Consider the following 12,487-nt stretch of genomic DNA (forward strand, 5'->3'; position numbering starts at 1 on the left):
CGTCCGGCGGTTCGGGTCCGGAACGCTCCGGCGAAGCGGACGACCGCCGGCGGCCCGCAGTCGCCTACAGGACCCCCATCTCCCCGAGCCGCTCGGGGAGGTAGGTGTCCGTGACGAAGTCGAGCCCGCGGCTCGCGAGCGACTGCTGCTCGGACTTCTTGCCGATGTCGAGCTGGAGCTCGATCTGCTCTTCCCAGTAGTCGGTCTGGAACCGCGGGTCCTCAAGCTCGGATTCGAGGGCGTTGATGTCCGAGTCGGAGAGGGGGTCGGACGGCAGGTCGTACTCGACGATGTCCTCCGGCTGGATCCCGATGAACCGCGCCTCGGGCGTCGCGAGGTACTTCGAGAGGTGCGCGGACTTGATCGAGCCGTACGCGACGGAGCCGTAGATCCGGTAGGACCACGGGTCGCCGTCGGTGAACACCACGACCGGGAGGTCGAGCTCGTCGCGGAAGCGCTTCGTCAGCCGGCGGGTGGCGCGGGCGGGCTGGCCGCCGAGGTGGACCACGAGGGCGTCGTGCTCCTCGTCGAAGCCGTTCTCGACGAGCCGGTCGCGCATCCCGCCGGTCTCGACGCAGAGGACGAACTCCGCGTCGTTGTCGAGGAACTCGATGGTGTCCGGGTTGTTCGGGATCTGGTAGCCGCCCTGCCCGACGTCGAGCTGGCAGTGGATCTCGCGGTCGCCGCGGTTGGTCTGCTCGCGGAGCTCCAGCGGGCCCATCACCTTCGCGCCCGACTCCTCCGGGCGCATGTGGAAGTCCTCGCGGGTGACGCCCGTGACGATCTCGAGGTCCTCCACGAGGTCGTTCGACTCGTCCTGCGAGCTGAACTGCGCCTCGTCGTTGTTCCACGACTCCGAGAGGTAGTACAGCTCGCGCAGCGTCGACGAGCGGTCGTCGTCGAGCTGGTTCGCGAGGAACTCGATGGTGTAGGCCGCCTTGAGCAGCTTGCGCGCGCCCCGCACCGAGTTGGCGCTGCGCGTGGAGGTGCGGTCGCCGTACGTCCAGACGCCGCTCTCCTCGTCGTACTCGATGTTGCTCTTCGTCCGCGTGGGGAGCGTCATCTCCGGGATCGACCCCGCCGCGAACTGGTCGTAGAAGTCGGCGGCCAGGTCGATCAGCTCGTCTCGTGCGTCGCTTTCGGTCGTCATTTAGTCGTTCACCGTGAGTTTCTCCGTCTCGACGCCGCCGACGCTGACCTCGAACTCGGGGTCGCCGCCGACCGCGTACGTCAGTTCCCGCTCGTCGCCCGAGGGGACCTCGGGCTTCCACTGGACGAACCACTCGCCGTCCATGTCCACCACCGTCCCGTCGGAGAGGTCGGTCGGCTCCGTCGAGACGATGTCGGTGATGTCCAGCTGCTCGTTCACGTCGGAGTGGTTCTCGACGACGAGCGTCACCGTCTCGCCGTCCACCTCGCGCTCGACGCTGACGTTGTTCATGATCCGCGCCAAGGCCCCGTCGATGTCGGGGCGCGGGCGGCCCGTCACCTCGGAGACCTTGTCGGCCATCTCCGGGAGGATCCGGCCGAGCACGTCCTGCTTCTCCCGGCGCTGTTGCATCGAGCGCCGCTTGTTGAGGTACGACTTCAGCTCGCGGGCGGCCTCCCGGACCGCGAGCTCGATCTCGTCTTCGATCGCCGGCACGTTCGCGAGCGCGTCCTTCGACTCGCTCGTGAACGGCACGTTCGTGGAGGCCACGTGGATGCTGATGACGGCCGGCCCGTTCGGCATCCCCGACCCCCCGGGCTGGTCGAGACCGTAGTTCCGCCAGCCGATGTGCTTGATGACGTCCGTCGTCGCGCACGCGCCGCGCTGGTAGACGAGCGGGACGCGGTTCGCGAACCGGAGCAGCTCGACCGACCCCTCGGCCGGGATCTCGCCGCCGTACGCGATCCCGGCCTCGACGATGAACGGGTCGCCGCCGTGGACCTCGGCGTCACGGGTCGCCGCCGCGTAGAAGTCGGCGTCGTACTCCTTCCGCAGGCCGGCCTCCACCAGCTCCGCCGTGATCGGCGCGAGGCAGCCGGTCGGCGGCGCGAGGATGTCGGTCGTCCGCATCGCTTCGAGCAGGTCGGCGGCGGCGTCGCGGTCGCCCGCGATCGACTTCACCTTCGGCGGGTCGTCCGGAACCGTCCGCGCCCGCGACCAGAACGCCTCGACGACGTTCTCGCGGGCGGTCTCGCCGAAGGTCGCGTCGCGCTGCTCGGCGACGAACGAGGCGGCGTCAGCGACGAGGCGTTCGAGGTCGTCGCGGGTGATCCGGTACGCGTCCCCGTCGAGGTTCTCGAACCGGCGCGCGAGCGCCTCGGCCATCGCCCGGACCGCGGCGTCGTCCTTCCGCGTCGACGTGGCCTCGTCGACCAGCGCGTAGACGTCGGGGACGAGCGGCGACTCCTCGGGACCGCCGTCGTCGGACTCCGCGCTCTCGTCGGCCTCGTCACCGCCCGTGACCGCCCGCCACCCTGCGTCGACCGCGTTCTCGCGGACGGTCCCGCCGAACGTCTTGCCCGTGTCGCCCTCGACCGTCTCCGCGACGGTGTCGACGATGTCGGCCAGTTCGGAGCGGGAGATCCGGTCGTTGTTCCCCACCGTCTCGGCGACGCCCTCCGCGAAGGCCGTCGTCGCCTCCGCGCCCTTGTTGGCGACGGCGTCGGAGACCGCGCTCGCGACGTCGCGGTCGTCGTGCGCGCGCGGCGGCGACCACGACAGCTCGCGGCCGTAGTACACGTCGCGGAAGTTGTCGATCACGCCGTCGGCGGTCTTCTTGCCGACCCGGGTGAACTCCTCTTGGAGGAACCCGGAGACGGAGTACGACTCGGTCGCCTCGAGCATCTTGATCAGCGTGCCGAGCTCGACGCCGTGCGGGTGCGGGCGGATCTCCTCCGTCTCCGCCGGCAGCTCGTCGGTCGCGCGCTCGAACTTCATCGGCTCGTCGAGCCCGGGCTCGCGCAGTTCCAGCCGCGCGTGTGGGTTGACGACCGCGGTGTGTTTCACGTAGTCGTGGAGCTGCTGGCGGGCGCGCATGTTCGCCTCCATCTCCAGCTCGATCCGGGTCCCGTGCGGCCGGTCCCACGTCGTCTCCTCGTCGGCCTGGATCTCCGGCTCGTTCGTGTCCGTGTCGATGATGAGCTCGAAGTACTGCGCCCGCGACTGCCCCTTCGGGCGCGAGGTGATCTTCGCCGGCTGGCCCGAGGTCAACTGAGAGTACAGCACAGCCGCTGAAATACCGATTCCCTGTTGACCGCGAGACTGCTCGCGGGCGTGGAACCGGCTGCCGTACAGGAGCTTCCCGAACACTTTCGGAAGCTGTTCTTTCGTGATCCCCGGCCCGTTGTCCTCGATGACGAGCCGGTAGTAGTCGCCCACCTCCTCGATCTCGATGTAGATGTCGGGGAGGACGCCGGCCTCCTCGGTCGCGTCAAGGGCGTTGTCGACCGCCTCCTTGACGGCGGTGACGAGCCCGCGGGCGCCCGAGTCGAACCCGAGCATGTGTTTGTTCTTCTCGAAGAACTCGGCGATGGAGATCTCGCGCTGGCCCTCGGCCAGCTCCTCCGCGATCCCCTCCTCGTCGCCGATCGTCGACTGGAAGGACGTCATTCGGTACTCACTCCTTTCCCCGAGGCACCTAAAAACGCACCGGCGGCGCAGTGAAAGTGTATCTCCGCGGCAGAGGCCCTCACGTCGGCCCGTTCGTGAGCGCGTCGCACGGCGCTCGACCGTCCGACCCGCCGACAGGTTTCTCCCCGTGACGCCCCTTCGTCCGATTATGGCAGCATGGACGGCCGACGAGATGCCGCGGCTGGACGGGAAGACGGTGGTCGTGACCGGGGCGAACAGCGGGCTCGGCTTCGAGGGGACCCGCGCGTTCGCCGCGAGGGGCGCGACCGTCGTGATGGCGTGCCGGAGCGTCGAGCGCGCCGAGGAGGCGGCCGGCGAGATCCGCGCAGACGCGGGCGGCGCGGTCGACGGCGACCTCGACGTCCGGGAGTGCGACCTCGCGTCGCTCGACTCGGTGGCGTCGTTCGCCGACGGCCTCGCCGCCGACTACGACGCGGTCGACGTCCTCTGTAACAACGCCGGCGTGATGGCGATCCCGCGAAGCGAGACCGAGGACGGCTTCGAGACGCAGTTCGGCGTCAACCACCTCGGCCACTTCGCGCTCACCGGACGGCTGTTCGACCTGCTCGACGCCGCGGAGGGCGTCGGCGGCGACGCGCGCGTCGTCACCCAGTCGTCGGGGGCCCACGAGCAGGGGGAGATGGACTTCTCCGACCTCAACTGGGAGCGGTCGTACGGCAAGTGGAAGGCGTACGGGCGCAGCAAGCTCTCGAACCTGCTGTTCGCCTACGAGCTCCAGCGCCGGCTCGACGCGGCGAGCGACGGGGACGGCGACGTGGGAATCCGCAGCGTCGCCTGCCACCCCGGCTACACCGACACGAACCTCCAGATGCGGACCGCGGCGGAGAGCGGCAACCCCCTGATGAAGGTCGGGATGAAGGCCGCCAACGCCGTCCTCGGACAGGAGCCCGACATCGGCGTCGAACCGATGCTGTACGCGGCCACCGTCGACGTCGACGGCGGCGCGTACGTCGAGCCCGGCGGCCTGATGAACATGCGCGGCCACCCGACCGTCGGGCGGTCGAACGACGCCTCCTACGACCGCGGGGACGCCCGCAGGCTCTGGGAGTACTCGACCGAGGCGACCGGCGTCGAGTACCCCCTGTAGCGTGTCCGCGCGCCGGGGGCGCGAGCGCGCCGAACCGCTCCGTCAGTGGAGGGTGCCCTCTCGGACGTGCGCGTCGTGCGCGAACAGCGCGTACCCCACGTCCACCGGCCGGTAGTCGGTCTCGTCGGCGATCGCTCGGATCGGTTCGATCATCGCCACGTAGTCGGCGGCGTCGAACGACTCCTTGCGCCCGTCGAGGTAGCCAAGTCGCTCCAGGGAGGCCCAGACCCGCGTGTCGACGACGGCGTGTCGGTCGCCGTCGAGCGCGGCGATCACGCACGACGCGGTCGCCGCTTTGAACCCGGCGAGTCCGGTGACGAGGTGGATCGCCGAGAAGTCGCCGTCGACCGCGCGGGCGTTCCGCGTCACCTCCCGGCAGCGCGCCTCGGGATTCTTCTCGACGTGGTACGCGCTCCGGGTGGACGACTCGTAGGCGATCTCGTACAGCTGCTCGCGCGTCAGGTGCCCCTGCGACCGGTACCGCTCGCCGAACTCGTCGAGCCGCTCGGGGAGGACGCCCCGCGTGTCGGCGTAGCGGTCGAGGTTCTCGGCGACGAACGCGTCGAGGTCGTCGGGAGGGGAGCCGTCGGTCTTCATAGGAGGGGCTCGTCGCTCGGCGAGTAAAACGGCGACGCCGTCGGTCGGCGAACGAGACGGCGATGCCGTCGCTCGCGGGCGTAATATACGCGGAACGCGTTTCGAGAGCTGTCCGAGTTCGCCGGTAGCGGATGCCGCCGGACGAGTTACAGCCGAGTGAGGTTCGTCGCGCGCGGACCCTTGTCCGCCTCCTCGATCTCGAACTCTACCTCCTGTCCCTCCTCGAGGTCCGGGCCGCCGACGTCTTCCATGTGGAAGAACACGTCCTCGTCAGCGTCGTCAGTCTCGATGAATCCGTAGCCGCCGGTGTCGTTGAAGAAGTCGACCTTACCTGTCGCCATCGCACCTAGTGCGTCTCCCGACGCGGACATAAGTGTTGTGTGCCGCATTCGCGGCGGTTCGATCGAACTGATTTAGATCTCTATCCCGGATCGCTTTCGATTCTAAAATTCGGTGTCGCTCTGGCTTTGCTTTCGAATGGGAAAACGCACTAAGGGAGTATCCCGTAGTACGAAGTAAGATGAGTACCAGATCCACCCGCCTCGACATCACGGGGATGAGCTGCGCCAACTGCTCGGCGAGCGTCGGCGACGCCGTGGCGTCCCTCGACGGGGTCGTCGAGGCCGACGCGAACTACGCCACCGACGAGGCGACCGTCGAGTACGACCCGGAGACGACCTCGATCGCCGATATCTACGACGCGATCGAGCGCGCCGGCTACGGAGCGGTCTCGGAGACGGCGACCGTCGCGATCACCGACATGTCGTGCGCGAACTGCGCCGACGCCAACCGCGACGCGCTCGAATCCGTGCCCGGCGTCGTCGAGGCCGACGTGAACTACGCGACCGACGAGGCGCAGGTGCGGTACAACCCCGCGGAGACCTCGCGGGCGGCGCTGTACGACGCCGTCGAGGACGCCGGCTACTCCCCGGTCCGCGAGGGCGAGGGCGGCGACGGCGAGGGGGCCGGTGGGGAGGGCGGCGACGCCGGCGAGAGCGCGCGCGACGCGGCCCGGAACGCGGAGATCCGCAAGCAGCTCCGGTTGACGCTGTTCGGCGCGGTGCTGTCGGCCCCGCTCATCTTCATGCTCGTCGACACCTTCCTGCTCGGGGGGTCGGTCGTGCCGGACCGGCTCTTCGGCGTCGGGAGCCACTGGTTCGCGTTCGCGTTCGCGACACCGGTCCAGGTCGTGCTCGGCCGGCCGTTCTACGTGAACTCCTACAAGGCGCTCGTCACGAACGGGCGCGCCAACATGGACGTGCTGATCGCCCTCGGCTCGACGACCGCGTACGTCTACTCCGTCGCCGTCCTCCTCGATCTGGTCGCCGGGAGCGTCTACTTCGACACGGCCGCGCTCATCCTCGTCTTCATCACGCTCGGGAACTACCTCGAGGCGCGCTCGAAGGGACAGGCCGGCGACGCGCTCCGGAAACTGTTGGAGATGGAGGCCGACACCGCCACCCTCGTCGACGACGGGACCGAGCGCGAGGTCCCGATCGAGGACGTCGCGGTCGGCGACCGGATGAAGGTCCGGCCGGGCGAACAGATCCCGACCGACGGCGTCGTCGCGGAGGGGCAGTCGGCGGTCGACGAGTCGATGGTGACCGGCGAGTCCGTCCCGGTCGAGAAAGAGGTTGGCGACGAGGTCGTCGGCTCCACGATCAACGAGAACGGGCTCCTCGTCGTCGAGGCGACGAAGGTCGGCGCGGACACCGCGCTCCAGCAGATCGTCCAGACCGTGAAGGAGGCGCAGTCCCGCCAGCCCGACATCCAGAACCTCGCGGACCGCATCTCCGCGTACTTCGTGCCGGCGGTGATCGCGAACGCCCTGCTGTGGGGCGCCGTCTGGTTCCTCTTCCCCGAGACGCTCGCGGCGTTCGTCGACCGGCTCCCGCTGTGGGGGCAGGTCGCGGGCGGGCCCGCGCCGGTCGGCGGCACCGTCTCGGTGTTCGAGTTCGCGGTCGTCGTCTTCGCGTCCGCGGTCCTGATCGCGTGCCCCTGCGCGCTCGGGCTCGCGACCCCGGCCGCGACGATGGTCGGGACCACCATCGGTGCGCAGAACGGCGTCCTGTTCAAGGGCGGCGACGTCCTCGAACGCGCGAAGGACGTCGACACGGTCGTCTTCGACAAGACGGGGACGCTCACGCGGGGCGAGATGGAGCTCACCGACGTGGTGGCCGTCGGCGAGGTCCCCGACGGCGGCGCCGTCGCGGAGCGCGGCGACGCGGCGACGGACGATTCGGCGACGGCGGACGGCTCGACGACGACGGCCGAAGACGAGGTCCTCCGCCTCGCCGCGAGCGCGGAGCGCGGTAGCGAACACCCCCTCGCCCGGGCGATCGTCGACGGGGCCGAGGCGCGCGGGCTCGCGCTCGCCGACCCCGAGGCGTTCGAGAACGTCCCGGGCCACGGGGTCCGCGCGACCGTCGAGGGCGACGAGGTACTCGTCGGGAACCGGAAGCTGCTGCGCGACGCGGGCGTCGATCCCGCGCCCGCCGCGGAGACGATGGAGCGGCTCGAACGCGAGGGGAAGACGGCGATGCTCGTCGCCCGGATCCCCGCCGGCGCGGACGACGGGGAGCTCCTCGGCGTCGTCGCGGACGCGGACACGGTGAAGCCGAGCGCGAAGGACGCGGTGAGCCAGCTCCGCGACCGCGGCGTCGACGTGATGATGATCACGGGCGACAACGAGCGCACCGCCCGCGCGGTCGCCGAGCGGGTCGGCATCGACCCCGAGAACGTCCGGGCCGGCGTCCTCCCGGAGGACAAGTCCGACGCGGTCGAGGCGATCCAGCGCGACGGCCGCCGCGCGATGATGGTCGGGGACGGCGTCAACGACGCGCCGGCGCTCGCGGTCGCGTACGTCGGGACCGCCATCGGCTCCGGGACCGACGTCGCCATCGAGGCCGCGGACGTGACGCTGATGCGCGACGACCCGCTCGACGTCGTGAAGGCGATCCGCGTCTCGGACGCGACGCTCCAGAAGATCAAACAGAACCTCGTGTGGGCGCTCGGCTACAACACGGCGATGATCCCGCTCGCGTCGCTCGGGCTCCTCCAGCCGGCCCTCGCGGCCGGGGCGATGGCGGTCTCGTCCGTCTCGGTGCTGACGAACAGCCTGCTCTTCCGGCGGTACGACCCCGACCGCGACTACGCGCTCTTGGGGTTCCTGCGGCGCTGAGCGACGACCGCTTTCCGACCGTCGGTTTCCAGTTTCGCACTCGCCGTCCCGAAACCACAAGACGGGGCGGCGCGTACGGCGTCGCATGTCGACCCTCCTCGTCGTCGGCGGCAGCGGCTTCATCGGACGCGGCGTCTGCCGGTTCGCGGTCCGCGACGACCACGAGGTTCGCAGCGTCTCGCGGAGCGGCCGCCCGGACGTCGACGACGCGTGGGTAGACGCCGTCTCGTGGACGAGCGCCGACCTCTTCAGCCCGAACGCCTGGCGCGACCGCCTCGACGGCGTCGACGCCGTGGTCCACGCGGTGGGAGCGATCACCGAGACGCCGACGGAGGGCGTCACCTTCGAGCGCGTCAACGGCGACGCGGCCGTCCTCACGGCGCTGGAGGCCGAGCGCGCCGGCGCGGACGCGTTCGTCTTCCTGTCGGCGGCGGCGAAGCCCCCGGGCGTCCGGAACGCCTACCTGACCGCCAAGCGCCGCGCCGAGGCGGCCATCGTCGACCTCGACCTCGACACCGTCAGCCTCCGGCCGGGGCCGGTGTACGGCGAGGGACAGCCGCACATCCCGGACGTCGCCGACCGCGTCCTCCGGTTCGCCGCGAGCGCGCCGCCCATCGCGTCGCGGCTCGGCGAGTCGCGGCCGCTCTCCGTCGACACCGTCGCGCGGGCGACGTACCGCGCCGCGCTGAACCCGGACGAGCGGCTGCTCGACGTCTCGGACATTCGCGACCTCGCCGGGTGACCGGCGACCCGGTTCACCGGCTCGCCACCGCCGCCGCACGCGGACGGCCCGTCAGCGCGCGCTACGCTCTCTGGCGATGTCCAGCGAGATGAAGAAGCCGAAGTACGCCGGGATCCCCGCGAGCATGAACATGTACAGCACCCACTGCGGGGCCGTCGGGAAGGCGAACTCGTACAGCAGCGAGGCGAGCCCCACCCACGCGAACGCGAACAGGAGGTCCTGAAGCATGCCGGTCCCGTTCTCGCTGAGCACGGTCCGGGCGCGGTCGGCGACGCTCGGGTCGGTCGACTGGTCGTCCGGCGTCTCCGCGGCGTCCGAGTCGGGCATGGCGTGAGTGGGTGTAGGGGGTACGTCTGCGTTGCGGAATCGTGCGGCCGCGCCGCACGCCGTGGCGGTTCGTCGGTCTGGGGCGGCTCGGTCTCGTCGGAGCCGGAATCGTCCGCTCCGGGCGGGGAGCTCAGTCCGCTTCGAGGTAGTCGACGACGAGGACCGGGACGTGCGTCGAGCGCAGCGTGCGCTCGGTGACGCTGCCGAGCAGCGCGCGCCGGACGCCGGCGCGACCGTGGCTCCCCATCACGATCAGGCTGACGTCGTTGTCCTCGGCGTAGTCGGCGATGACCTTGTGCGGTCGCCCGCCGGAGACGTGCTCGACGACGTCGACGCCGCGTTCGCCGCCGCGGTCGGCGACCACGCCGGTCGCCTCGTCCGCCTGCTCTTTCAGCTCCCCCATCTCGTCGAACCGACCCTGCTTGAGCCGGTCGACCTGTTCGGTTCCGAGGCTGAAGTTCACGGAGTCGATGTCGACCACGTACAGCGCGTGGACCTCGGCGTCGTACTTCTCCGCGAGGTCGAGCGCGTGGTCGACGGCGGCCTCCGCGACGTCGCTGCCGTCAGTGGGGACGAGGATGCGGTCGTACATCATCGCTCCTCCGTGATTTCGTCGTCGTCCACTGCGCGGTCACCCTCGGCGGCCGCGTCGTCCACTGCGCGGTCACCCTCGGCGGCCGCGTCGTCCACTGCGCGGCCGCCGTCCGTCACCACGTCCTCGCCGCCGTCGGCGACGACGTCCTCCGCGGTCTGCTGTTGCCCCATCGGCTCGGGGCTGTGACACTGCCGGACGATCCGCTTCGTCTCCAGCGACGGCTCGTCGGTCGCCATCGAGACGACGATGGTGACGACGAACACGACCGGGAGCGTGATGAGCGCCGAACCGATGGCGGGCATCCACGTCGCGAGGCCCGTCGACAGCGGCGCGTCGAGCGAGCCGATGTACGTCGGCACGATCTGGTTGATCATCGGGATCGACCAGAGCGTCAGCCCGGTCGTCATCCCGGCGAGCGCGCCCTGCCGGTTGGCGTTCTCCCACCACATGCCGAGGAAGAACATCGGGAACAGCACGGAGCCGGCGAGCGAGAACGCGTAGCCGACGAGCGCCGCGATGGAGGACGCGGGGTTGAGCGCTGCCAGCGTGGTCAGCGCGCCCAGTGCGACGATCGAGAGGCGGCCGACGAGGATCTGCTGGCGCTGCGTCGCGTCCTCGTTGATGATGTTCGTGTAGATGTCGTGGCTGATCGCCGACGAGCCGGCGATGAACAGCCCGGCGACCGTCGCGATGGCCGCGGCGATACCGCCCGCCGCGACGATGCCGACGAACCAGTCCGGGAGCCCGGACAGCTGCGCCGCCAGCACGACGATGACCTCGCTGGCCGCGCTCGTCATCCCGGGATCGCCGTACGTCGCGCCGACGTTCTGCGTGTAGAGGTCGGTCCCGAACGCCGCGAACGCGGGCGCGCTCCAGTAGAGGATACAGATGAAGAACAGCCCCCACACCGTCGACCAGCGGGCCGTCCGCTCGCTCTCGACGGTGTAGAACCGGACGAGCACGTGCGGGAGCCCGCAGGTACCGACGATCAGCGAGAACGTCGTGGCGACCCAGAGGTAGTAGCTCGACCCGGCGAACGGCTCGGAGAACTCGCTGCCGAGCTGGCTGATCAGCGCGCCGTACTCCAGCTGCGGCAGCACCGTGGAGTAGCCGTTCGTGTAGCCGACGACGAACAGCCCGACGACGAACGCCAGGATCAGGATGACGTACTGGACCGCCTGGTTCTTCGTCGCGCCCAGCATGCCGGACAGCGTCAGGTAGCCGACGGTGACGACCATCATGGCGACGACCATCACCTGATACCCGTCGAGACCGGGGACGAGGGCCCCGTAGTTACCGAAGATGTACAGCCCGACGAGCGCCATCCCCTTCGCCTGTCCGATGGCGTAGACGAAGCCGATGAGGAACGTCGTCACCGCCGCGATGGCGCGCGCGGTGTCGGAGTTGAACCGGTCGCCGACGAAGTCGGGTGCGGTGTACTTCCCGAACCGACGCAGCTGCGCGGCGAGGAAGATGAGCAGGATGAAGTAGCCGGTCGTCCAGCCGACGACGAACACGAGGCCGTAGAACCCGGCCAGCGCGATGGACGCCGCCATCCCGAGATACGACGCCGCGGACATCCAGTTCGCGCCGATCGCCATCCCGTTCTCGACGTTCCCGATGGACCGGCCGGCGACCCACATGTCGTCGGTGTCGGCCACGCGGAAGACGAAGCCGATGGTGAGGAACAGCCCCAGCATTCCGATCACGAGGAGCGCCGGACCGATCTTGAACGAGATGTCGAGCGCCTCCGGCAGGAGCTCGCTCTGGAGGAGCAGCGAACCCCCCGTCATTCGTCGACCCCCCCGTCGGCCGCCGCGACGTCAGCGCCGCTCGCGGTCTCCGTGACGGTCCCGTGTTCGATCCCGTACTTCTCGTCGAGCGCGTCCCGCTTGCGCGAGTACCAGAACGCGAGGATGAGCGCGCTGGTCGGCGCGCCGAAGGCGACGAGGAAGTAGTGGAGCGGGAAGCCGAGGATCGGCATCGTCTGGGTCATCACGCCCGGCGCGAGCCGCGTCAACGTCACGGGGCCCCACACCGCGAGCACCCAGATCGCGAACCCGGTCCAGACGATCCGGAGGTGGTCGCGCATGTACGCCGTGCTCGGATTCAGGATGTTCACTTCCGCTCCGAGGTAGTCGGTGTCCCTGTGCGTCTGTGCGGCTCCGGTGGACGCGACGCCGCCGTCGGTGGCCGCGTCGTCAGTTGCGCGTCCACCGTCGGTGACCGCGTCGTCGGTTGCGCGGTCCCCGTCGCCGGCCGCGTCGTCTCGTTCGCGCGAGGTATTCTCTGTCATGTTTTGGCGTATGTCATCCGTT

General features: G+C 69.8%; 11 protein-coding genes. 3 read left to right on the plus strand and 8 right to left on the minus strand.

What is annotated here, in order from left to right; translation table 11 throughout:
• Positions 1 to 64: 64 nt before the first annotated feature.
• A complete protein-coding gene (locus C464_RS19400) occupies positions 65 to 1,150 on the minus strand; it encodes a DNA topoisomerase IV subunit A (protein WP_006113650.1) in 1,086 nt (361 codons plus the stop codon).
• Positions 1,151 to 3,598: a DNA topoisomerase VI subunit B gene (locus C464_RS10385; protein WP_006113651.1), complete on the minus strand. Its 2,448-nt coding sequence runs from the start codon at positions 3,596 to 3,598 to the stop codon at positions 1,151 to 1,153.
• Positions 3,599 to 3,767: 169 nt separating this feature from the next.
• Here C464_RS10385 and C464_RS10390 point away from each other — a divergent pair, with 169 nt between their 5' ends.
• Positions 3,768 to 4,727: an oxidoreductase gene (locus tag C464_RS10390; RefSeq protein ID WP_080510428.1), complete on the plus strand. Its 960-nt coding sequence runs from the start codon at positions 3,768 to 3,770 to the stop codon at positions 4,725 to 4,727.
• Positions 4,728 to 4,769: 42 nt separating this feature from the next.
• Here C464_RS10390 and C464_RS10395 read toward each other — a convergent pair whose 3' ends face one another.
• Entirely contained in the window at positions 4,770 to 5,324 is a 555-nt protein-coding gene (locus C464_RS10395; protein ID WP_006113653.1) for a hypothetical protein, read from the minus strand.
• A gap of 146 nt (positions 5,325 to 5,470) precedes the next feature.
• Positions 5,471 to 5,665: a cold-shock protein gene (locus C464_RS10400; protein ID WP_004045866.1), complete on the minus strand. Its 195-nt coding sequence runs from the start codon at positions 5,663 to 5,665 to the stop codon at positions 5,471 to 5,473.
• 179 nt (positions 5,666 to 5,844) lie between these two features.
• Between C464_RS10400 and C464_RS10405 the strand changes: the two genes are divergently transcribed.
• A complete protein-coding gene (locus tag C464_RS10405; RefSeq protein WP_006113654.1) occupies positions 5,845 to 8,505 on the plus strand; it encodes a heavy metal translocating P-type ATPase in 2,661 nt (886 codons plus the stop codon).
• A gap of 85 nt (positions 8,506 to 8,590) precedes the next feature.
• Positions 8,591 to 9,247, plus strand: coding sequence for an NAD-dependent epimerase/dehydratase family protein (locus tag C464_RS10410; RefSeq protein ID WP_006113655.1), 657 nt, complete (start codon positions 8,591 to 8,593; stop codon positions 9,245 to 9,247).
• 51 nt (positions 9,248 to 9,298) lie between these two features.
• Here the strand turns inward: C464_RS10410 and C464_RS10415 are convergent, their stop codons facing one another.
• From C464_RS10415 to C464_RS10430, 4 genes are all read right to left on the minus strand, one after another.
• A complete protein-coding gene (locus C464_RS10415; RefSeq protein WP_006113656.1) occupies positions 9,299 to 9,574 on the minus strand; it encodes a hypothetical protein in 276 nt (91 codons plus the stop codon).
• Between the two features lie 130 nt (positions 9,575 to 9,704).
• Positions 9,705 to 10,166: a universal stress protein gene (locus tag C464_RS10420; RefSeq protein WP_049911062.1), complete on the minus strand. Its 462-nt coding sequence runs from the start codon at positions 10,164 to 10,166 to the stop codon at positions 9,705 to 9,707.
• Positions 10,166 to 11,962, minus strand: coding sequence for a VC_2705 family sodium/solute symporter (locus tag C464_RS10425; RefSeq protein ID WP_006113658.1), 1,797 nt, complete (start codon positions 11,960 to 11,962; stop codon positions 10,166 to 10,168). Before C464_RS10425 ends, C464_RS10420 begins: the two co-directional genes overlap by 1 nt.
• Positions 11,959 to 12,465, minus strand: coding sequence for a DUF4212 domain-containing protein (locus C464_RS10430; protein WP_006113659.1), 507 nt, complete (start codon positions 12,463 to 12,465; stop codon positions 11,959 to 11,961). Before C464_RS10430 ends, C464_RS10425 begins: the two co-directional genes overlap by 4 nt.
• Positions 12,466 to 12,487 lie beyond the last annotated feature (22 nt).

Source organism: Halorubrum coriense DSM 10284, from assembly GCF_000337035.1.
In the GTDB taxonomy this organism is placed as follows: domain Archaea; phylum Halobacteriota; class Halobacteria; order Halobacteriales; family Haloferacaceae; genus Halorubrum; species Halorubrum coriense.

What these genes read in the sequence shown, in the direction of transcription:
- C464_RS19400 (WP_006113650.1), bottom strand. Translation starts at nt 1,150, where the DNA reads ATGACGACCGAAAGCGACGCACGAGACGAGCTGATCGACCTGGCCGCC.
- C464_RS10385 (WP_006113651.1), bottom strand. Translation starts at nt 3,598, where the DNA reads ATGACGTCCTTCCAGTCGACGATCGGCGACGAGGAGGGGATCGCGGAG.
- C464_RS10390 (WP_080510428.1), top strand. Translation starts at nt 3,768, where the DNA reads ATGGCAGCATGGACGGCCGACGAGATGCCGCGGCTGGACGGGAAGACG.
- C464_RS10395 (WP_006113653.1), bottom strand. Translation starts at nt 5,324, where the DNA reads ATGAAGACCGACGGCTCCCCTCCCGACGACCTCGACGCGTTCGTCGCC.
- C464_RS10400 (WP_004045866.1), bottom strand. Translation starts at nt 5,665, where the DNA reads ATGGCGACAGGTAAGGTCGACTTCTTCAACGACACCGGCGGCTACGGA.
- C464_RS10405 (WP_006113654.1), top strand. Translation starts at nt 5,845, where the DNA reads ATGAGTACCAGATCCACCCGCCTCGACATCACGGGGATGAGCTGCGCC.
- C464_RS10410 (WP_006113655.1), top strand. Translation starts at nt 8,591, where the DNA reads ATGTCGACCCTCCTCGTCGTCGGCGGCAGCGGCTTCATCGGACGCGGC.
- C464_RS10415 (WP_006113656.1), bottom strand. Translation starts at nt 9,574, where the DNA reads ATGCCCGACTCGGACGCCGCGGAGACGCCGGACGACCAGTCGACCGAC.
- C464_RS10420 (WP_049911062.1), bottom strand. Translation starts at nt 10,166, where the DNA reads ATGTACGACCGCATCCTCGTCCCCACTGACGGCAGCGACGTCGCGGAG.
- C464_RS10425 (WP_006113658.1), bottom strand. Translation starts at nt 11,962, where the DNA reads ATGACGGGGGGTTCGCTGCTCCTCCAGAGCGAGCTCCTGCCGGAGGCG.
- C464_RS10430 (WP_006113659.1), bottom strand. Translation starts at nt 12,465, where the DNA reads ATGACAGAGAATACCTCGCGCGAACGAGACGACGCGGCCGGCGACGGG.